Here is a 20,919-nt window from a genome sequence, read left to right on the forward strand (position 1 = left end):
GGCCTCGAGCGCCCACGCCTCCGCACCGCGCGGCAGACCGCTCGGGCGCCAGGAAGAAGAAGCACATGAAAGCTCTCCGTTACGTCGAGATCGGCAAGCCCCCTGTCGTCGTCGACATCCCGATTCCTCAGCCCGGCCCCGGTCAGGTTCTGCTCAAGATCACTGCGGGCGGCGTCTGCCATTCCGACGACTACGTCATGGGCCTTCCTGAGAAGGACTACCTCGAGCAGAGCTATCCGCTGCCGCTGACGCTCGGCCATGAGGGCGCAGGCATCGTGCACGAGATCGGAGAGGGCGTCGACTCGACGCTGAAGGTCGGCGACGCCGTGGCGGTCTACGGTCCGTGGGGCTGTGGCCGCTGCCACAACTGCTCACAGGGCATGGAGAACTACTGCACCAACGCCGCGGCTGAGGGCATCCGCCCTCCCGGCCTCGGCAGCCAGGGTTCGATGGCCGAGTACATGATCGTCGATGATGCCCGCCACCTCGTGCCGCTCGGCGACCTCGACCCCGTGCAGAACGTCTCGCTGACCGACGCCGGCCTCACCCCGTACCACGCGATCAAGCGCTCACTCCCCAAGCTCGGCGCCGGCACCTTCGCCGTCGTCATCGGCACCGGCGGGCTCGGCCATGTCGGCATCCAGATCCTGAAGGCGATCTCGGGCGCCACCGTCATCGCCCTCGACGTGAACGACACGAAGCTCGAGCTCGCCACCGAAGTGGGCGCAGACCACGTCCTGATCAGCGATGCATCCGCCGCCGACAAGATCCGCGAGATCACCGGCGGTCTGGGCGCCAACGCCGTGTTCGACTTCGTGGGCGCGAACCCGACGATGGCTCTGGCGCAGAGTGTCGCCGCACTCGATTCGGACGTGACGATCGTCGGCATCGGCGGCGGAACCATGTCGCTCGGCTTCGGCGCGATCGCCTACGACGCCGCCGTGCGAATCCCCTACTGGGGATCGCGCTCGGAACTGATCGAGGTGCTCGATCTCGCGCGCGCGGGAAAGATCCACGTGCAGACCGAGACGTACTCGCTCGACGACGGCCCGAAGGCGTACGAGGATCTCGCCTCGAACAGCATCCGCGGCCGCGCAGTCATCGTCCCGTAGACGGCGCTTTCGCACAGCGGCCGCTCCGTCTCACAGGCGGGGCGGCCGCTGCTGTCTGCACCGCCGATCGAGCGCCGTCACCGCGCTGAAGCGCCGGTGAGATCTCGGTGTTCGCGGGATCACCGAGGCGATCCCGCGTCAGGACCGCTCGAGCACGCCCCGCACACTCGCCTCGGGCGACAGGTCGATGCGCCGGAGCAGCTGCGCGTTGAGCGCGACGACGATCGTCGAGAGCGACATCAGCACCGCTCCGACCGACATCGGCAGGACGAATCCCCCGGGTGCCAGGATGCCGGCGGCGAGCGGCACCGACAGCAGGTTGTATCCGGCCGCCCACCACAGGTTCTGCCGCATCTTGCGGTATGCGGCGCGGGAGAGCTCGATGACCGAGATCACCGACCGCGGGTCGGAGCTCGCGAGGATCACCCCGGCCGAGGCGATGGCGACATCGGTCCCGGCGCCGATCGCGATGCCGACGTCGGCCTGAGCGAGGGCGGGGGCGTCGTTGACGCCGTCGCCGACCATCGCGACCTTCTTGCCCTCTGCCTGCAGCTCCTTCACCTTGGCTGACTTGTCTTCGGGACGCACCCCGGCGAACACCCGGTCGATGCCGAGCCGGGCTGCGACGGAATCGGCCACGGCCTGGGCGTCGCCGGTGATCATGACGACCTCGACGCCGAGGCGGTGGAGCGCGTCGACCGCCTGCTGAGATTCCGGTCGCACCTCGTCGGCGAGCTTCAGCCCGCCGGCCACCTGTCCGTCGACGGTCACGTGCAGGATGATGGCACCCTCGTCTCGCCACCCGTCTGCGGCGGAGATCTCTCGGCCGCCCACCTCGTCGAGGAGCTTCGGCCCGCCCACGCGCACCTCTCTGCCGTCGACCGTGGCGGTCACACCCACGGCGGGAGACGACGAGAACCCGGAGGCCTTCGAGAGCGTCAGCCCTCTCTCCTCCGCCGCGCGCACGATCGCGCGAGCGAGCGGATGCTCACTGTCGGCCTCAGCCGAGGCGGCGAGCGCCAGCAGACGATCGGCGTCGATGTCACCGGTCGGCTCGACGGCGGTCACGGTCGGCGCGCCCTTCGTCAGCGTGCCCGTCTTGTCGAACAGCACGGCGTCGACGGTGCGCATGCTCTCGAGCGCGAGGCGATCCTTGACGAGCACCCCGCCCCGGGCTGCGCGCTCGGTCGCGATCGACACGACCAGCGGGATCGCGAGGCCGAGCGCGTGCGGGCAGGCGATGACGAGCACGGTGATGCTGCGCACGACCGCAGCATCCGGATCCCCGACGAGGGTCCACACCAGCGCGGTCAGCGCGGCCGACAGCAGCGCGAACCAGAACAGCAGGGCGGCTGCGCGGTCGGCGATGCGCTGCGCCCGCGACGAGGAGTTCTGCGCATCGGTCACCAGCCGCTGGATGCCGGCGAGCGCGGTGTCATCCCCGGTCGCGGTGATCTCGACCCGCAGACCCGAGTCGGTCGCGACCGTCCCCGCGGTCACGGTGTCACCGGTCGCTCGGGTGACCGGGCGGGACTCGCCCGTCACCATGGACTCGTCCATGGCGGCTGCGCCGTCGATGATGCGACCATCCGCCGGAACGCTCGCCCCGGGACGGATGACGACCACGTCGCCGACGACGAGATCGGCGGGTGCGACCGTGACGATCTCGTCGCCCTCGACCCGTTCGGCCTCGTCGGGCAACAGCGCCGCGAGGGAGTCGAGCGCCGACGTCGTCTGCGCGAGGGACCTCATCTCGATCCAGTGGCCCAGCAGCATGATGACGATGAGCAGTGCGAGCTCCCACCAGAACTCGAGCTCGTGATGGAGGATGCCGAGCGTCGCGCCCCATGAGGCGAAGAACGCGACCGTGATCGCGAGGGCGATCAGCAGCATCATCCCGGGCTTGCGGGCCTTCAGCTCGCTGATCGCCCCGGTGAGGAACGGCCATCCGCCCCAGACGTACATGACGGTGCCGAGCACGGGCGAGATGAACCGGGCCCCTCCGGCGACGTCGTAGCCGAAGATCATCGCGAACATCGGCGAGAACGCCACCACCGGCACGGCGAGCAGGAGATTGACCCAGAACAGGCGACGGAACTGACCGACGTGGTCACCGTGTCCGCCGTGTCCGCCGTGTCCGCCGTGTCCGCCGTGTCCGCCGTGGTCCGCGTGCTCGCTGTGAGCCCCGTCCGTGTCCCGAGCGTGATCGTCGTGCGAGACCTGCCGGCCTCCCCCGGGGGTTCCGTGCGCGTCGTGTGCAGTCATGGGTCCCGTCCTCCCGTATCGGGTGTCGTTCTCAGTGTGTCTCGGCGGTCGCCGAGAGCCTAGGGGTCACCGCGTCGCGATGCTGCGGAACCCGCGCAGACCCAGGCTGTTGCCCACGACGAAGACGCTCGACAGCGCCATCGCCGCACCGGCCAGCATCGGGTTGAGCATTCCCAGCGCCGCGACCGGGATGGCCGCCACGTTGTAGGCGAAGGCCCAGAACAGGTTGGTCTTGATGGTCGAGAGCGTCGCCCGCGAGAGCCGGATCGCGTCGACCGCGCTGCGCAGATCACCGCGCACCAGGGTGATGTCGGACGCCTCGATCGCGACATCCGCTCCGGTGCCCATGGCCAGGCCGAGGTCGGCCTGGGCGAGTGCGGGTGCGTCGTTGACGCCGTCGCCGATCATCGCGACCGTCTTCCCCTCACCCTGCAGGCGGGTGATGACCGCGACCTTGTCTGCCGGGAGGACTTCGGCGATGACCTCGTCGATGCCGACCTCCGCGGCGATCCGCCGGGCGACGGCCTCGTTGTCCCCGGTGAGCAGGATGGGCGTCAGCCCGATCGCCCTGAACCGGGCGATCGCCTCGGCACTGCTCGGCTTCACGGTGTCGGCGACGACCAGGATGCCGCGAGCCAGGCCGTCCCATCCGACCGCGACGACCGTCTTGCCCTCGCCCTCGGCGCGGGCCTTCGTGGCGGCGAGCCCGGGGCTCAGCGCCTGCGCCCACTCGGCGAGGAGCGAATCCCGGCCGACGATGACGGTGTGGCCGTCGACGGCGCCCTGCACGCCCTTGCCCTCGATGTTCGCGAAGTCCTCTGGTGCGGGCAGGGCGCCGATCTCCTGGGTCGCGCCCTTGGCGATCGCCTGCGCGATCGGGTGCTCGGAGGCATCCTCCAGCGCACCGGCCAGCCGCAGGAGATCCGAACGGTCGGTGCCCGGCTCGACGAACACGTCGACGAGCGTCATCCTGCCGGTGGTGACGGTTCCCGTCTTGTCGAGCACCACGGTGTCGACCGTGCGAGTGGACTCCAGGACCTCCGGCCCCTTGATGAGCACTCCCATCTGCGCACCGCGGCCCGTGCCGACGAGCAGCGCGGTGGGCGTCGCGAGGCCGAGCGCGCAGGGGCACGCGATCACGAGCACGGCGACCGCCGCGGTGAACGCCGCCGTCATGGGGAACCCGGCGCCGAGCCAGCCGCCCAGCGTGACGACGGCGATCACGATCACGATCGGCACGAAGACACCCGAGATGCGGTCGGCGAGGCGCTGCACCTCCGCCTTCCCCGTCTGGGCGTCCTCGACGAGCTGGGCCATCTGCGCCAATTGCGTGTCGGAACCGATCCGGGTGGCGCGAACCACGAGCCGCCCACCGACGTTCGCCGTGGCGCCCGTGACGGCGTCGCCCTCGGCGACCTCGACCGGCACGGCCTCGCCCGTGAGCATCGACGCGTCGACGGCCGACGTGCCCGACACCACGATGCCGTCGGTCGCGATCTTCTCACCGGGCCGCACGACGAATTCGTCTCCCACCTGCAGGTCCTCGACCGGGATCTTGGCCTCGACCCCACCGCGCAGCACGGCGACGTCCTTCGCGCCGAGCTCGAGCAGCGCACGCAGCGCCGCGCCGGCCTGCTTCTTCGACCGCTTCTCGAAATAGCGCCCGGCGAGGATGAACATCGTGACACCGGCACCCACCTCGAGGTAGATGTTCGCCGCTCCATCGGACGGAGCGAGCGCGAACTCGAAGGGGTGGGTCATGCCCGGCGTGCCGGCCGTGCCGAAGAACAGCGCGTACAACGACCAGAGGAAGGCGGCCGATGTGCCCAGGGAGATGAGCGTGTCCATCGTCGCAGTGCCGTGGCGGAGGTTCATCCAGGCCGCCCGGTGGAACGGCCAGGCCGCCCAGAGGATCACGGGAGCGGCCAGTGCGAGCGACGCCCACTGCCAGTACGTGAACTGCAGCGCGGGGATCATCGCCATGGCGATCACCGGCACGGTCAGCACGACCGCACCGATCAGGCGAGTGCGCAGCGAGCGAAGCTCCGGGTCCTCGGCGTCGAGATCTCCGGCGTCACGCACCACCCCCTTCGGGGCAGGCAGCGACGCCGAGTAGCCGGTCTTCTCGACCTCGGCGATCAGCGCGGCCGGGTCGTACCCCTCGGGAACGGTGACCTTCGCCTTCTCGGTCGCGTAGTTGACCGTCGCCACGACGCCCTCGAGCCTGTTCAGCTTCTTCTCGATCCGCATCGCGCAGGACGCGCAGGTCATCCCGCCGATCTCCAGCTCGAGACCTGTCCCCGTGGTCGAGGGTGCTGACGTGCTCATGTTCGTTCCTTCTGTGCGATGTCGTTGTGGGTCGCAGCGGGCAGCCGCGGTGGGGGCGAAGAGCGACGGTCAGTGCGCGTCGCCGTGCGAGTCGCCGTCGGATTCGGGCGCGCCGTCAGCCGGAGCGGCATCGAGCACGAACGGGGCGGTGTGCACGGCGCCGTCGACCTGGAAGTCCAGGTACAGCAGGTAGCGCCCGGCAGTCGGAGCCTCGGCGGCGAACGCGATCTCCGGCCCCGACGTCTCGCCCGGTTCGGGTTCAGCGCCCGCGGCGTGCACGTGCAGGTAGGCGAGGTCTCCGTCCCGGAGTGCCACGAGATGCCCGAACGCCCCGAGATACGGCTGCAGAGCGGTGACCGGCCGGCCGTCGCGGGTCACGGTGAACGTCAGGTCGCTCACCGCCCCGGCCTCGAGAGCCCCGTCGACCGAGACCGTATAGCCGTCGACCTCGGCGACCTGTGTCGGCTGCGGCTCGACGGGTGCGAACTCGCCCCCCACCTCGACGGTGCGCGCGAGAGTGAGCGACGGCGCATCGGCGCCCGCCGGCGTGAAGTCCGCGAAGACGCGGTATGCGCCGGCATCCGTCCACTCCCACGGCAGCGACCAGGTGCCGGTCGACTCATCGAGCACCGGATGCATGTGGCGGTACTGGCTTCCGTCGGAGCGCACGACGATCAGGTGGAGCTGCTTCTCGTGCGCGGTGGCATACGCCGTCACCGGGATGCCGTCTGCGTCGTCGATCCGGAACGCCAGCTCACCGGGTTCTCCCGTCGATGTCGGGGCCTCGACCGGCGACATCGTGTAGCCGTCGAGCCCGAGGGAGAGCCCCTTCAGGTCGTCCGCCGGAGCACTCTCGCCCTCGCCGGAACCGGCGGCACTCGCATCGTGAGAGTCGTGTTCGTCCATCTCCGCACCCTTCGTCCAGTCACTCACGGCACTCGCGGGGATGATGACGCCGGCGAGGCCGAAGGCCGCGCCGAACGCCACCACCAGGCCGGCCCCGAAGAGGCCGAGCCGTGCGCCGGAGTTCATGACGTCCGCACCGCCGAATAGCCCGCCTCGGCGACGGCTGCGAGGATCCGCGTCTCGTCGATCGGGGCGGATCCGGTGACGACGAGCGTGCCGTTCTGAGCGCTCACCTGGACGTCTTCGACGCCGGGAACTTCGGAGACCTCTTCGCGGACCGACATCTCGCAGTGGCCGCACGTCATGCCCGTCACCTGGAACTCGTTCTTCGTCATCATGTCTCCTTGTCTTCGTTCTAGTACCCCAGGGGGGTATTAGACACAAGCGTATACCCTCTCCGGGTATTCCACGATGGGCGCACGAAAATCGCACCGCACGAACCGGCCGTGCGGTGCGTGCGGTGCGTGGGAGTGCCGGCGCGTCAGCGCGAGGAGATCGCCAGCTCACTCAGGCGCGGCGGGTTCGCGCCGCGCCTGGACACGGTGACGGCCGCGCCGGCGAGCGCGGCCTCGGTCACGCGTTCGAACTGCGTCAGATCGCGAGCGTCGGGATGGAACGCGTCGGCGGCGAGCGCCGGCGCCAGCCCGCCGGAGACCACGCCGTGGATGAGGCCCGACATGAAGGAATCGCCCGCACCGATCGTGTCGACCACCTGGACCGGCGGCGCCTCTCTCTCGACCGGCCCCGTCGCTCCCTCGATGAGCGAGACGCACCCGTCGCCTCCGCGGGTGACGACGGCGAGCCGCGCACCCAGCGCGATCACCCGCGCGAGCACGTCATCGATCGGGCATCCGGGATACAGCCACTCGGCATCCTCATCGCTGAGCTTCACGATGTGCGACGCCGCCATGATCGCCTCGACACGCTCGGTCGCGGCCGCGCGCGGCCCGAGAAGCTCGCCCCGGATGTTGGGATCGTAGGTGCGCAGAATGCCGTCGGGCACCGCGTCGATCATCGCGCGGACGGCATCCGCCCCGGGGTCGAGCACCGCGCCGAGCGAGCCGACATGCACCACGTCGACGCCGGCGGCCTCTGCGATCGCGACCTCCGCTGACACATCCCACTCGATGTCGAAGTCGTAGGCCGCAGCCCCGTCGGCCCCGATCACGGCGACGGCGCGGGACGTGCGCTCCCCTGCTCTCATGCTCGTCGGCACGACGGCGACCCCCTCCCGGGCGAGGTGCTCGCCCAGCATCCGTCCGTGCGGGTCGTCACCGATCCGCGTGAGCAGTCTCGTCGCGAGCCCGAGACGAGAGAGCCCCACCGCCACGTTCATCGGCGATCCGCCGGGGTGGGGCACACCGCCGACGACGTCGACGAGCGCCTCCCCCACGACGAGGCACCGTGCAGTCGTCAGCACGGCAGCTCAGCGACGGCGACACGGGCGTCGAGGAGCGCTCCCCCGAGGCATCCAGCACGCATGAGCGATGCGCAGCGGCAGGGATCAGCGCCGTGAGCACCCGAACGCCGTCCTCCGCGAAGAGTTCGAGAGACGACACCCTGTCGTTCAGCCGATCGATCCAGATCTCCCAGTCGATCTCGTCCGGGCGAGTGGCGGGCATCGACATCGACCCGCCGACCCCGGCGGGAGGGATCAGCTCGGGGCGGACGACGTCGATGCGCCCGCTCGCGCGGTCCTGACGGATCACGACCCCACCCGCATCCGCGCCCTCGAGGCGCAGTTCGACTCCTCGCGCGTCTCCGAACGCCGCCGAGACTCTGATCCGCGCGGCGTCCGGCAATTGCTCGGACACCGTGGTCGGGCCCGTCATCGAGCCGAGCTCGGTGAACTCGACGGGCGCGGCGTCGACCGCCGGCGCCTGGCGCAGACGCACCACGCCGCTGCGGTCGCGGGTGAGCGAGAGCCGGCGAGGGAGAGTCATCGCGGTGCGGTACTCGGACGACTCGTCCTGGGGGATGCGGCCGGCGTACTCCCAGTTGTCCATCCACGCGATCAGCGTCCGCTCGCTCTCGGCGAGGCCGTCGAAGGTGACACCGGCGTAGCAGTCCGGGCCGAAGTCGATCCAGCCGTACGCCTCGAGCTCGTCTCGTGATTGACTGCGGTCGACCATCAGCCGCCGCGAGGGAGTCGGATGCGGTGCGCTCGCGCGGAACGTCGTGCCGTCGAAGTCCCCCACGACGTAGTGGGTTCCCGATCCCCCCGCGATGCCCCCGGGGTTGAGGCTGATGAGCAGCACCCACCGCGAGTCGGTCTCATCGCCGTCGACGGCGAGCCGGAACATGTCGGGGCACTCCCAGACCCCGCCGACGGGTCCCGCGGGGCCGTACGACGAGAGATACGTCCAGGTCGTGAGATCGTCGGACCGGTGGAACAGCACCTGCCGGTCGTGGGCTTCGACCGCGACCATGACCCAGTACCCGCCGTCGGCGTCGTCGTAGCGGAACACCTTGGGGTCGCGGAAGTCGCTGGTGCCGCGGTCGAGCACCGGGTTGCCCTCGTACTTCGTCCAGACGTATCCGCCGTCGGTGCTGTACGCGAGAGCCTGGGCCTGATGCCCTGCAGCGGCCGCCGTGTAGAGGGCGACCAGGGCCGGCTCCTCGGCGGTGCCGAATCCCGAGGTGTTGCCGTGATCGACCACGACGGAGCCGGAGTAGATCTGCGCCGCGTCGTCCGAGAGGATGGCCGGCTCGTGCTCGGTCCATCGCGCGAGATCCGTGCTCGTCGCATGCCCCCAGCTCACGTTCGAGTGCGAGATCCCGTGCGGGTTGCACTGGAAGTACAGGTGGTGGATGCCGTCGTGGAAGACGAGTCCGTTCGGATCGTTCATCCAGTTGTTCCGCGGCGCGAAGTGCGTGCGCGGGCTCGTGGTGCGGACCGGAAGAGAGTCAGTGGGGGTCACCGGGGTAGTCGTCTTTCTCTGTGATGGGGGGCGTGCGTCACTTGCCGACGCCGGCTGTGAGTCCCTCGCGCAGCGGCTTCTGCCCGAAGAAGAACACCAGGAGTGCGGGGATCATCGAGAGGATCACTCCGGCGAGCACCGTCGACACGCTGCCCGTGCCGAGGTTGCCCTGCAACGTGACCAGACCGAGCGGCAACGTGAAGTTCTGCTCGCTGATCGTCATGATCAGCGGACGGAAGAACTCGTTCCAGTGGTAGTTGAAGGCGAGGATGCCGACGATCGCGAGACCCGGGGTCGCGAGCGGCAGGTAGACGCCGAAGAACGTGCGCCAGGGGCCCGCTCCGTCGAGCTGGGCGGCCTCTCCCAGCTCGGTCGGGATGCCCATGAAGTACTGCCGCATCAGGAAAGTGCCGAATGCCGTCGGGAGCGCGGGGACGATGAGCGCGAGCAGGGTGTCGGCGAGGCCCATGCCTCTCACGAGCATGAACACGGGGACGATCGTCACCTGCAACGGCACCATCATCGTCGCGAGGATCAGGGCGAACAGCAGCTTCTTGCTGCGGAACTCGAATTTCGCGAACACATACCCGGCCATCGCGGCCGAGAGCATCTGACCGGCGGCGACCAGCACCACCACCAGCGCGCTGTTCCATGCGTAGAGCCAGATCGGGATCTTGGCGAAGACGTCGGCGAACGCATCGAACCCGACGCTGACCTCCTGGGTCACGGGGTCGGTCGGCGAGAGCGCCGTGATCAGGGTCCAGACGACCGGACCGATGGTCAGCAGGGCGGCGAGCCCGAGAAGGGCGAACTTTCCGCCGGTGCCGAGGGTGTAGAGCCAGGAACGCTTCGAAGACGCTGTCGTGGTCATGATGGGCCTCACCCGTAGAAGACGAATCGGCGGCTCAGCCGGAACTGGATGGCCGTGACGAGCATGATGAGAAGGGTCAGCACGATGCCGATGGCCGATGCGCCGCCGAAGTCGAGCTGTCGGAACGCGGACTCGTAGATCACCATCACCGCGGTGCGGGTCTCGTCGCCGGGACCGCCTCGGGTCAGCACCCACGGCTGGTCGAAGATCTGCAGCGCGTTGATGATCGCCATCACGGATGCGACGAGCAGGGTCGGACTCACCAGCGGCAGCGTGATCATGCGGAACTGGGTCCATCCGGCCGCGCCGTCGAGGGAGGACGCCTCGTAGACCTCACTCGGGATCGCCGCGAGACCTCCGATGAAGAGCAGGAACGTGAACCCGAAGTTCTGCCACACGTAGACCAGCAGCACCACGACCTTGGCTCCGAGGCCGGTCGTCAACCAGCCGACGTCCGCGATGCCGATCAGGTTGAGCGTCTGATTGACGAGCCCGAACTCCTGATTGAACAGGTACGCCATGATCAGCGAGACGGATGCCGCCGACAGGATCAGCGGGAAGAACAGCGCCGACCGGAAGAACGTGCGCAGCCAGTTCGGCATCCTGGACTGGACCAGCACCGCCAGCACCAGAGCCACCGACAGCTGCAGGATGACGGCGACGACGACGAAGCCGATGGTGTTCAGGAACGAGACGCTCACGGTCGGGTTCGCGGCGAGGTCGACGAAGTTGTCGAATCCGACGAACACCGGATCGGAGATGATGTCCCAGCGGAAGAACGCCAGGACGAACGATCCGATGATCGGCACGAAGTTGAACAGGCCGAGCCCGATCAACGTGGGCGCGAGGAAGACCCAGGTGAAGACGCGCCCCGATCGGGCGACCGTGCCGGTCTCCCGACGCAGCTTCGTGGGCACCGTGACGGTGCGGGTGCTGCTCTCGGACATCAGTTGCCCCCCAACGCGAGCTCGAGATCTCGCTGCATGGTCTCGAGTCCTCGGCGGACGCCGGACGGACCGTTCGTGATGGTCGACACCACGTTCTTCAGCAGGGCGGATTCGACGGCCGCCTGCTGGGGCGGTGCCGGCATCGGGCCCGTGTCGGGGAACTTGTCGAGCGTGTCGTAGAAGACGTCCCAGTGCGCCGGCCCGACTCCCGCGCCGTAGAGCTTGGCGTTGAGTGAGCGACGGGGGAGCGACGAGTCGGGTTTCGAGTGCGCGATCGTCATGCCCTCGACCGAGACACAGTACTTGAGCCACTCCCACGCCTCGTCCTTGCGCGGCGAGGTCTCCATGATCGCGTAGCCGCCCGCGCCGAACTGGTGCCGCTGCCCCGCCATCCTCGGGAAGTAGGTGACGTCGTAGGCGTCGTTCGCTACGCCGGCCTCCTCGAGGCCGCGCACCCAGAAGCCGCCGGCCGGGGTCATCCCGACGGAGCCGGTGGAGAACAGGGAGACCAGCTCGTTGCCGCCGCCCTGCGCCGGGTTCGCCGCGAGCCCTTCCGAGACCATGCGCTCGAGCACCGAGAAGCTCTCGACCGCATGCTCGTTGAGCGCGTCGGCCTGCTTCCACACGTAGCCTCCGCTGCGGGCCGGCTGATCCGGATAGAAGCGGTCCCAGAGCCAGTCGCCGCCGGTCGCCTTCTCCTCATGCAGGAAGCTGGTGTTGTTCACATACAGCCAGGGCACCACTCCGCCCCACAGCCGGTTGTTCCAGAAGTACGGCAGGAACTGCCCCGAGGCGCTCTTCTTCATCGCGCGGGCGGTGCCGAGGAAGTCCTCCAGCGTCCAGTTGTCCGCGGGACGCTCCAGCCCCGCGCGCTCCATGGCCGTCGTGCTGTAGAACACGTTGGCGGCGTTGAAGTTGTCGGGCATCTGGAAGAGGCTGCCCTGATACATGAACGCCTCGATGAGGGTGGGGTTCACGTCATCGAAGTACTCCTGCATCTCGGACGCGTCACGACGCACGAAGTCGTCGAGCGGGTGCGCGAGGCGCGAGGCGAAGAGCTGCGCCCCCTCGGTCGCGACGGTGACGACATCGGGTGGCGTGCCCGCGGCGATCATCGTGAGGATCTTCGCGAAGTACTCGCTCCAGTCCTGACCCTGGATGGCGACGATGCGCACCTCGACGCCGGGGTGCTTGCGCTGGAAGCCGTCGATCAGCGACTGACGAGCCAGCGCATCCTGCGCGGTGCCGAAGAGGGCGACCGTCAGAGTGTCCTTGCCGCGCCCGGGGATGTCCGATCCGGTGAGCCTCGGCCACGAGACGACGGTGCCGACGATGCCCAGTCCGATCGCGCCGAACAGAGCCCTGCGAGTGAGATCAACCACGATGTTCTCTCCTGTGTGATGACTTCGCGGCACGGATCGAGAGTCCCGGGCTGCGATGCTAAATTGATTCAGCATCGCCGAGAGTAGCATCGTCGAATCGCGGTCGCAACGATTTTGCTAAATCAATTCAACACGGGTGGTTTCGGGGCTCGGCATCCACTGCCTATGCTGGATCGCAGCGACTGGAGGACGCCGATGCCGAAGAGAGTGGATCGCAGACCGACGCTCGCCGACGTCGCGGCGCTCTCGGGCATGTCGAAGGCCTCGGTGAGCATGATCCTCAACGATCGACCGGGGTCGCGACTCTCCGTCGACGCGGCGCGACGGGTCAAGGCCGCCGCCGAGGAGCTGGGCTATCGCCCGAATCCCGCGGCTCAGAGCCTGCGCCTGGGCAAGACGAAGACGCTGGGTTTCATCTCCGACCAGATCACCGTCACCCGCTACGCCTCCGAGATGATCCGCGGCCTGCTCTCGGCGGCGAAGGAGCACGGCCACACCGTCCTCATCGCCGAGACCGAGGGCGACGACGCGACCATCGCCGATGAGATCCAGGCGATGATCGACCGCCGGGTCGACGGCATCCTGATCGGCCTCCTCGGCGCCCGCATGATCGAGGTGCCCGAGACGCCCGCAGACGTCCCCGTCGTGATCGTCAACGGCACGTCGACGACGGGCCACCCCTCGGTCCTGCCCGACGAGCGCGTCGCCGGCCACGCGATGGCGCGCCTGCTCACCGAAGCCGGGCATCGCCGTGTCGGCGTGATCGGCAACAATCCCCGTGCGGTTTCGTCCCCCGTGTACTCGGTGACCATCGGCTCGCGATTCGACGGCATCCGCGCCGCGTTCGCCGAGGCGGGCGTCGATCCGCTCATCATCGACGTCCCCGAGTGGAACCCCGACATCGGATACACGCGGACCCTGCAGATGCTCGACGCGCACCCTGACCTCACGGCCATCCTGGCGGGCAACGACGGCGTGGCGTTCGGCACCTACCAGGCGATCGCCGAGCGAGGGCTGAGGGTGCCGGACGACATCTCGGTCGCCTCCTTCGACGACGAGGAGCTCGCCAGCTTCCAGCGGCCGGGGCTCACGACCGCCCGGCTCCCGTACGACGTGATGGGTCGCACAGCGGTCGAGATGCTGCTCGGCGAGCGGCCGCTCGACGCCGTGCTGATCCCCATGCCGGTCATCGAGCGGGCGTCGATCCGCCGTGTGAGCTGACGCGCAGCGGTAACCTCGTTCCATGCCCCCCGCGACGCCGAGTGTCCCCTCGTCGAGCAGCATGGGCCGAGGACTCGATGTGCTCTCCTCCGTCGCGACTCTCACCCGCGACCTCCGACCGGCCACGGTCAGCGTCATCGCGGATTCTCTCGGTCGCGAGCGCTCGCAGGTGTCGCGCACGCTGGCGAGCCTGGAACGCTCGGGCCTCGTGACCAGAGCGGCGGACCGTTCATTCGCCCTCGCGTGGGGATGGTACGCCGCCGCCCAGGAGCTGAGTGCACAGCGGCTGCGCACGCACGGCCTGGTGGTGCTCGAGGACCTGTCGTCGCACCTCGGCGAAGCCGCCTTCCTCAGTGTGCTGCAGGGCGACACGACGCTCACCATGCTCGAGAGCCTTCCCGCGGACTCACGCATGATCGGGTCGTGGATCGGACGCGCCTACCCCGCCTATTGCAGCGACGCAGGCCGTGCCACATTGTGGGACGCGCCGGCCGACGAGATCCGCGCGGTGTTCCGCGCCACCGAGTTCTCACCTCAGGGGCCGAACACCCCCACCTCGATCGACGACTTCCTCGCACGGCTCGACGACGATCGGCGCCGAGGGTTCGCGATCGTCGACCAGGAGGCCGAGCCTGGTCTCTACTCCGTCGCCGCCCCTGTGTGGGACCACCGCGGCGAGGTCGTCGCCGCGGTCCAGGTGATCGGCACGCGCGACGTGATGGCGGAGCGCACGGCGACGTGCGGCGAGGCGTGCGCCCGCGCTGCCGCCGAGCTCTCCCGAGAACTCGGCGCCCCTTCAGCCGTTCTCGCGTGAGGGCTGATCCGCGCCCGCTGCGGCGCTGAGCTCGCCGGCGAACTGCATGAGCAGGGCCCGCGTATCCCGCGTGATCCCCTTCGGCCGATGCCTGCCGCGCACAGCCAGGGAGGCGATGACCTCACCCCTGCTGCGGATGGGGAGAGCGAACTCGTCGATGCCCTCGTCGTATTCCTCCGCCGCCGCGATGAGCGAGTCCGCGCGGTCCCGCTCGAGCAGCGCCCACAAGTCGCGCGTCGAACGAGCGGCCGTCGGTCCACCGACCCCGACGAACTGGACGTGCTCGAGCAGGGCCTCGAGCTGCTCGAGCGTGTGATCCCAGAGCAGCGCTCGACCCGCGCCGGTGCACCAGATCGGCGTGACGAGCCCCTCACGGATGGAGCGATCGAACCCGTCGGCCGACCTCTCGCAGCGCAGCAGCACACCGCGCGCGCCGTCGGCGATCGTGATCAGGGCGTTGACACCGCGCTGCGAGGCGAGCGCCCGCAGAGCGGCTCGCGAGGCCCGCAGCCACGTCGTGTTGAGCACGGCGGCGGTGCCGAAGAACTCGGGCCCCGCCGAGAACAGCGCATCGTCGTCTCGACTGAGGAACTGTCGCGCACGCAGCTCCTGTGTGAGCCTCGACACACGACTGCGCTCGATCCCGGTGTGCTCCGCAAGACGCGACGCGTTGAGACCCGGCCGCGCGCGGCGCTCCTGCGAGACGGCGGCGTCGAGGAGCTTCAGTCCCTGCACCAGAGACGAGGAAGCCACCACCGGTCCTCCTTCGCTGCGGGTCGAGATCACCGCAATCCTATCCGTCGCCGACCACGCGACGACGAGGGAGAAGGCGTCCCCACGCGACGTAGAGGTCGGCGGCGATGTGACCGTGGGCGCCCTCGACATCAGCCGAAGCGATCGTCTGGTCACCCTGACGGCCGAACAGCACGGCCTCGTCGCCGGCCACTGCGTCGTCTATTCGTGTGACGTCGACGAGAAAGCTGTTCATGGCGATCCGATCGACGATCGGTGCACGTCTCCCCGCACGAGCACCTCGCCGGTGCCGCTGAGGCTGCGATGGATTCCGTCGGCATACCCCAGGGGGATCACGGCCAGACGCGCATCGTGGTCGAGACGGTGCCAGCGTTCGTACCCGACGGTGCTTCCGCGACGGTAGGGGTTGATCGCTGCGATCCGGGACGCGACCCGCATGGCCGGACGCAACGCGCCGCCCACGGCATCGGTGTCCCCGTACAACCCGGCTCCGATGCGCACGAGATCGAACCGGGATGCGGGCACCTTGAGCGCCGCGAACGTGGTCGCGCAATGACGCACGATCCGATCACCCGCACCCGCCCGCACGCACACCGCGCGCGTCTCCGCGTCGAAGCGCGATGCACCCTCGACCACGTCGGTGATGTCTTCGCAGGGAAAGTGGGAGCACAGGCCGACGACGTCCAGGTGTGGGTCTGCGAGAACGCCGGTCACGGCATCCATCCCCGTGGCCTCGCCGAGGTCGATGCCGTCGCGACCGAGCCCGGTCGAGTTCAGCGAGAGATGGACGCGCATCCTGACCCCCTGCGCTGCCGCGATGGCTCCCACGATTCCCGCGTGCGCGGCACCGCCGATCCACTCCTCCACGCCGAAGCGGATGCCGTCGCCGATCTCGTCGCGTCCGCCGGGGCGCACTCGCATCAGTCGCCCCGTGAAGCCCGCCCGCCGCACGGCGGCCGCGTCGTCGTTGGACGCGATGCCGACGATCGTGACCCCCTGAGCGGCGAGCACCGGAGCGACGATGTCGATCCCGTGTCCGTAGGCGTCGGCCTTCACGACCGCGCAGAACTCGACGTTCTCGCCGAGTTCTGCGCGGATCGTGCGGACGTTGTGGGCGATGGCGCTCTCATCGATCTCCACCCACCCGGCCGCGGACACGGGGGTCGTCACGCCTCGACGGATTCGGCCTCATGATCCTGCACGACATCTCGCGCGCCCTTGCGACCGTGACGCCACCAGAAGTACAGGTAGCACGCCCCGACGAACGGGATGCCGAAGTAGAGCGCGGCGACCTGATTCGGGTCGAATGCGATCGCGATGATCGAGATGAGCAGCAGCGAGAAGGCGACGATGGGCAGCGCCGGGTAGAGCGGCGTGCGGTAGGCGAGATCCTGCACGCGTCCCCCCTCGCGGAGGAACCTGCGCCGGTGGAAGAACTGCGAGGCGACGATCGACATCCACACCGCGACCACGGCGAATCCGGCGATCGACACCAGCACCAGGTACACCGTGCCCGCCGCGACCACGCTCGTGAGCAGTGAGACGAGGCCGATCAGAATGCTGACGCTCAGCGCGATGAGCGGCACACCACGCCGGGTGAGGCGGGTGAACGCCTTCGGCGCGTGGCCCTCCTCGGCGAGCGAGAACAGCATCCGTGCGCACGAGAAGAGTCCGCTGTTGCCGGCGGAGAGGAGCGCGGTGATGATGACGAAGTTCATGATGTCTGCGGCGTACGGGACTCCGACGTACTGGAAGACGTCGACGAACGGGCTGCTGGTGACGCTGGCCTGGTCGTACGGCAGGATCGCGGCGATGACCGCGATCGCCCCGACGAAGAGCACAACGAGTCGCAGCACCGTCGAGCGCAGGGCACGAGGGATGTTCTTCGCCGGATCCTTGGTCTCGCCCGCGGCGACACCGATGAGCTCCGAGCCGCTGAACGCGTAGAAGACGGCGAGGGCGGTGACGATCACGCCACTGAACCCGTTCGGGAACAGGCCGCCGGGAGTCTCGAAGTTGCTGAAGAGGAGTGCGGGCGGGTGCTCGGGCGAGAGGGGCGTGAACCCGAAGATCGCCGCCCCGCCGAGCACGATCAGGCCGACGATCGCCACGACCTTGACCAGCGAGAACCAGAACTCCGCCTCGCCGAACACACGTGCCGAGATCGCGTTGAGCAGGAACAGCACTGCGGCGAAGATCAGGCACCACACCCACACCGGCACCCCGGGGAACCAGCGCTGCATGAGGATGCCGGATGCCGTGAACTCGGACCCGAGCGCGACGACCCAGCACAGCCAGTAGAGCCAGGCCGTGGTGAAGCCGGTCGCTGGGCCGATCGACCGGGAGGCATAGATGTGGAAGGCACCCGAGACCGGATAGGCGACTGCGAGCTCGCCCAGGCACGCCATGACGAGGTAGACGACGAACGCCCCGATCAGGTACGCGATGATCGCGCCGAGGGGGCCCGCCTGCGAGATGGTGTAGCCGGAGCTGAGGAACAGCCCGGAACCGATCACACCGCCGAGCGCGATCATGATCAGGTGCCGGGCATCCATGGTGCGCTGCAGCCGACGCAGCGGCACCTGAGTGGCCGTCGTGTTCGGCAGGACGTTGGGGAGGGGCTTCTCGCCGGGAAGAGGCGTCATCGGAACTCTCAATCGGGTTGTATGTGCATCATATTCACATCTATGTGCCAATGACGCATCTTGTTGATGATCTGCGGGGACACTATCCGCTGCGTCATCGGGTGCGCAAGAGCACGACCATGGATTGCCGCCTGCAGCCGCCACCGCCGACATTCCGCGCGGGAAGCTGCCGATCCGTCACCTCACGCTGCCGTTCTGACAGGCGCGTACGGACACCACCGGCGCTGAGGATGGAGCCATGTCAGCACGGCGACGCCGGCGACAGCCCACGTAGAGAAGGAGAACTCCCGTGACTCACCACGACCTCGCCCTCATCGGCTTCGGGGGCGTCAACCGCGCCCTCGCCGAGATCATCCGCGACCGCGGTACGGAGCTCGCGTCCGACCTCGGCTTCACCCTGCGGGTCGTCGCGATCACGGATCTGCGGTTCGGCTCCCTCATGCAGAGCGACGGCATCGACCTCGCTGCGGTGCTCGCGATGACAGGGGATGACTCGTTCGCCGGTATGCCCGGCGGCGACGTCGACCCTCGCAACGACCACGTCATCCGCACCACGACAGCGGGCATCATCGTCGAGGCGACCTACACGAACCCGATCGACGGCGAACCCGCGATCTCGCATGTCCGTGCTGCCCTTGAGAGCGGCAAGAGCGTCACGACCACCAACAAGGGACCCGTCGCGCTCGCAAGTGCCGAGCTCAACCGGCTCGCCGAGCAGAACGGGGCCCGATTCGAGTACGAGGGCTCGGTGATGAGCGGCACGCCCGTGCTGCGGCTGGCGCAGCAGACGCTCAAGGGGCTCCGCATCAGCCGCATCCAGGGGATCCTCAACGGCACGAGCAACTTCGTGCTCGGGCAGATGGAGTCGGGCAAGTCGCTCGACGATGCCGTGGCGGAGGCTCAGGCGCTCGGTTACGCCGAGGCCGACCCCACCGCCGACATCGAAGGGTCGGACGTCCAGCTGAAGGTCGTGATCCTCGCCAATGAGCTGCTCGGCGCCGAGATCACGACGGCCGATGTCTCGCGCGTCGGCATCAGCGGGATCACCGCGACCGATGTCGTCGCGGCAGCGGCGGCCGGCGAGCACTGGAAGCTCCTCGGAACGATCTCGCGCGACGAGTCCGGCGCCGTGACGGCATCCGTCCAGCCCCTCTCGCTGGCCGCCGACCACCCTCTCGCGGGCATCTCGGGAGCGACCAACGCGATCGCGTTCACGACCGATCTGCTCGGCACCGTCACGATGTCGGGCCCCGGTGCCGGACGCCTCGAGACGGCCTACGCTCTGCTGTCGGACATCATCGCGATCGATGCGCAGCAGGCGTCGCTCGTAGGAGCGGCGTGATGAGCGCGCCCTCCGTCGAAGCTCCCGTGGCGCACGCGTCACTTCTCGAAGTGCTCGATCCCTACAACGGAGAGGTGATCGCCCGACTCGCCCAGCACTCGGTCGACGACGTCGACGAGATCATGTCGCGGGCGCGGCTCGGTGCCACGCTCTCGCGCGATCTGTCGAGGTTCGCGCGGCATCGGATCCTGGACCGTGCCGCGCGGATCCTCGAAGGCCGCGCCGAAGAGGCTGCCACGCTCATCGTGCGCGAGGCAGGCAAGACGATCACTCAGGCGCGCAAAGAGGTGCAGCGCGCGGTGACCACGATCTCGCTCTCGGCGGAGACCTCCCGCGCCTTCGACGGCGAGGTCATCCCTTTCGATGCCTACGAGGGCTCCGCGAATCGTCGTGGCTGGTACACGCGGGAGCCGCTCGGGGTGATCCTCGCGATCACGCCGTACAACGACGCCCTCAACCTCGTCGCGCACAAGATCGGACCGGCGATCGCCGGTGGCAACGCCGTGATCCTCAAGCCGTCGCAGTTCACCCCGCTGACCGCGCGGTTCCTCGTCGAGGTGCTGCTGGAGGCAGGACTACCCGATGAGATCATCACCGTCGTGCACGGAGACCGTCATGTGGCGCAGGCGCTCGTCGCCGTGCGCGACATCCGGATGGTGTCGTTCACCGGGGGATTCGCGACGGGCGAGGCGATCGCCCGCGCCGCGGGCCTCAAGAAGCTGGCGATGGAACTGGGCGGCAACGCCCCCGTGCTGGTGTTCGCGGATGCCGACATCTCGGCCGCCGTCGAGGCCTGCGTATCCGGCGCGTTCTGGGCGGCGGGGCAGAACTGCGTCGGCGCCCAGCGCATTCTCATCGAGCGCTCCGTGTATGCCGAGTTCCGTGACCGATTCGCGGCCCGCACTTCGACGTTGCGCGCAGGCGACCCCGTGAACCAGTCGACAGATGTCGGCCCGATGATCTCGGTGGCCGCTGCGACGAACGCGGAGCGTGTGGTTGACGACGCCGTGCGGTCGGGGGCACGCGTGCTCGCCGGACACCGCAGGGAGGGCTCGGTGTACTGGCCGACCGCTCTCGAGAACGTCTCTGCCCATTGCGAAGCGTGGAGCGAGGAGGCCTTCGCCCCCATCGTGGTCTTGACGCCGTTCGACACCGAAGACGAGGCGGTGGCGGAGGCGAACAGCATCGACTACGCGCTGCATGCCGCGGCATTCACCTCCGACATCACCCGCGCGCTGCGAGTCGCCGAAGCGCTCGACGCCGGCGGCGTGATGATCAACGACTCCTCCGACTACCGCATCGACAGCATGCCGTTCGGTGGATCGAAGTACGGGAGCATGGGGCGCGAAGGCGTCCGCTTCGCGTACGAGGAGATGACCCAGCCGAAGGTCACCTGCATCACCACCTGAGAT

Annotated in this window: 16 protein-coding genes and 1 pseudogene; 5 read left to right on the forward strand and 12 right to left on the reverse strand. The window is 68.7% G+C overall.

Annotated elements, in window-relative coordinates; all coding sequences use genetic code 11:
- Nucleotides 1-65: 65 nt before the first annotated feature.
- On the forward strand, nucleotides 66-1,112 hold the full coding sequence (locus tag ACZZZQ_RS05965) for an NAD(P)-dependent alcohol dehydrogenase (protein ID WP_053098488.1): 1,047 nt from the start codon (nucleotides 66-68) through the stop codon (nucleotides 1,110-1,112).
- A gap of 138 nt (nucleotides 1,113-1,250) precedes the next feature.
- Here ACZZZQ_RS05965 and ACZZZQ_RS05970 read toward each other — a convergent pair whose 3' ends face one another.
- The 9 genes from ACZZZQ_RS05970 to ACZZZQ_RS06010 form a co-directional block, all read right to left on the reverse strand.
- Nucleotides 1,251-3,377: a heavy metal translocating P-type ATPase gene (locus ACZZZQ_RS05970; RefSeq protein WP_463507106.1), complete on the reverse strand. Its 2,127-nt coding sequence runs from the start codon at nucleotides 3,375-3,377 to the stop codon at nucleotides 1,251-1,253.
- A gap of 66 nt (nucleotides 3,378-3,443) precedes the next feature.
- Nucleotides 3,444-5,705, reverse strand: a complete 2,262-nt coding sequence (locus ACZZZQ_RS05975; RefSeq protein WP_463507107.1) for a heavy metal translocating P-type ATPase — start codon at nucleotides 5,703-5,705, stop codon at nucleotides 3,444-3,446.
- 69 nt (nucleotides 5,706-5,774) lie between these two features.
- A complete protein-coding gene (locus tag ACZZZQ_RS05980) occupies nucleotides 5,775-6,737 on the reverse strand; it encodes a heavy-metal-associated domain-containing protein (protein WP_463507108.1) in 963 nt (320 codons plus the stop codon).
- Nucleotides 6,734-6,946, reverse strand: a complete 213-nt coding sequence (locus ACZZZQ_RS05985; RefSeq protein WP_056277661.1) for a heavy-metal-associated domain-containing protein — start codon at nucleotides 6,944-6,946, stop codon at nucleotides 6,734-6,736. The genes ACZZZQ_RS05980 and ACZZZQ_RS05985 overlap by 4 nt, the downstream gene beginning before the upstream one ends.
- Before the next feature lie 146 nt (nucleotides 6,947-7,092).
- Nucleotides 7,093-7,947: a PfkB family carbohydrate kinase gene (locus tag ACZZZQ_RS05990; protein ID WP_463507109.1), complete on the reverse strand. Its 855-nt coding sequence runs from the start codon at nucleotides 7,945-7,947 to the stop codon at nucleotides 7,093-7,095.
- Nucleotides 7,883-9,532, reverse strand: a complete 1,650-nt coding sequence (locus ACZZZQ_RS05995; RefSeq protein WP_463507110.1) for a glycoside hydrolase family 32 protein — start codon at nucleotides 9,530-9,532, stop codon at nucleotides 7,883-7,885. The genes ACZZZQ_RS05990 and ACZZZQ_RS05995 overlap by 65 nt, the downstream gene beginning before the upstream one ends.
- A 37-nt stretch (nucleotides 9,533-9,569) precedes the next feature.
- Complete coding sequence (locus ACZZZQ_RS06000) at nucleotides 9,570-10,403, reverse strand: carbohydrate ABC transporter permease (RefSeq protein ID WP_463507111.1); 834 nt, start codon at nucleotides 10,401-10,403, stop codon at nucleotides 9,570-9,572.
- 8 nt (nucleotides 10,404-10,411) lie between these two features.
- The gene (locus tag ACZZZQ_RS06005; RefSeq protein ID WP_201778482.1) at nucleotides 10,412-11,350 is read right to left on the reverse strand and encodes a carbohydrate ABC transporter permease; all 939 of its coding nucleotides are present in this window, start codon (nucleotides 11,348-11,350) and stop codon (nucleotides 10,412-10,414) included.
- Nucleotides 11,350-12,732: an extracellular solute-binding protein gene (locus ACZZZQ_RS06010; protein ID WP_056276254.1), complete on the reverse strand. Its 1,383-nt coding sequence runs from the start codon at nucleotides 12,730-12,732 to the stop codon at nucleotides 11,350-11,352. Before ACZZZQ_RS06010 ends, ACZZZQ_RS06005 begins: the two co-directional genes overlap by 1 nt.
- 195 nt (nucleotides 12,733-12,927) lie before the next feature.
- On the opposite strand from ACZZZQ_RS06010, the gene ACZZZQ_RS06015 reads away from it, so the two are divergent.
- On the forward strand, nucleotides 12,928-13,953 hold the full coding sequence (locus ACZZZQ_RS06015; RefSeq protein ID WP_463507112.1) for a LacI family DNA-binding transcriptional regulator: 1,026 nt from the start codon (nucleotides 12,928-12,930) through the stop codon (nucleotides 13,951-13,953).
- Between the two features lie 22 nt (nucleotides 13,954-13,975).
- A complete protein-coding gene (locus tag ACZZZQ_RS06020) occupies nucleotides 13,976-14,767 on the forward strand; it encodes an IclR family transcriptional regulator (RefSeq protein ID WP_363519181.1) in 792 nt (263 codons plus the stop codon).
- Here ACZZZQ_RS06020 and ACZZZQ_RS06025 read toward each other — a convergent pair.
- The 3 genes and pseudogenes from ACZZZQ_RS06025 to ACZZZQ_RS06035 all read right to left on the reverse strand — a co-directional run bounded on the left by ACZZZQ_RS06025 (nucleotide 14,750) and on the right by ACZZZQ_RS06035 (nucleotide 18,165).
- On the reverse strand, nucleotides 14,750-15,520 hold the full coding sequence (locus ACZZZQ_RS06025; protein WP_463507113.1) for an IclR family transcriptional regulator domain-containing protein: 771 nt from the start codon (nucleotides 15,518-15,520) through the stop codon (nucleotides 14,750-14,752). The genes ACZZZQ_RS06020 and ACZZZQ_RS06025 overlap by 18 nt on opposite strands.
- Nucleotides 15,521-15,560: 40 nt before the next feature.
- Nucleotides 15,561-16,690: pseudogene (alr, locus tag ACZZZQ_RS06030) on the reverse strand (alanine racemase).
- A complete protein-coding gene (locus ACZZZQ_RS06035; RefSeq protein ID WP_082297953.1) occupies nucleotides 16,687-18,165 on the reverse strand; it encodes an amino acid permease in 1,479 nt (492 codons plus the stop codon). Before ACZZZQ_RS06035 ends, alr begins: the two are co-directional and overlap by 4 nt.
- A gap of 289 nt (nucleotides 18,166-18,454) precedes the next feature.
- Between ACZZZQ_RS06035 and ACZZZQ_RS06040 the strand changes: the two genes are divergently transcribed.
- Both ACZZZQ_RS06040 and ACZZZQ_RS06045 read left to right on the forward strand, forming a co-directional pair.
- Complete coding sequence (locus ACZZZQ_RS06040; protein WP_053098477.1) at nucleotides 18,455-19,507, forward strand: homoserine dehydrogenase; 1,053 nt, start codon at nucleotides 18,455-18,457, stop codon at nucleotides 19,505-19,507.
- Entirely contained in the window at nucleotides 19,507-20,916 is a 1,410-nt protein-coding gene (locus ACZZZQ_RS06045) for an aldehyde dehydrogenase family protein (RefSeq protein WP_463507114.1), read from the forward strand. Before ACZZZQ_RS06040 ends, ACZZZQ_RS06045 begins: the two co-directional genes overlap by 1 nt.
- The last annotated feature ends 3 nt before the right edge of the window (nucleotides 20,917-20,919 follow it).

Source organism: Microbacterium sp. AC132 (genome assembly GCF_979258525.1).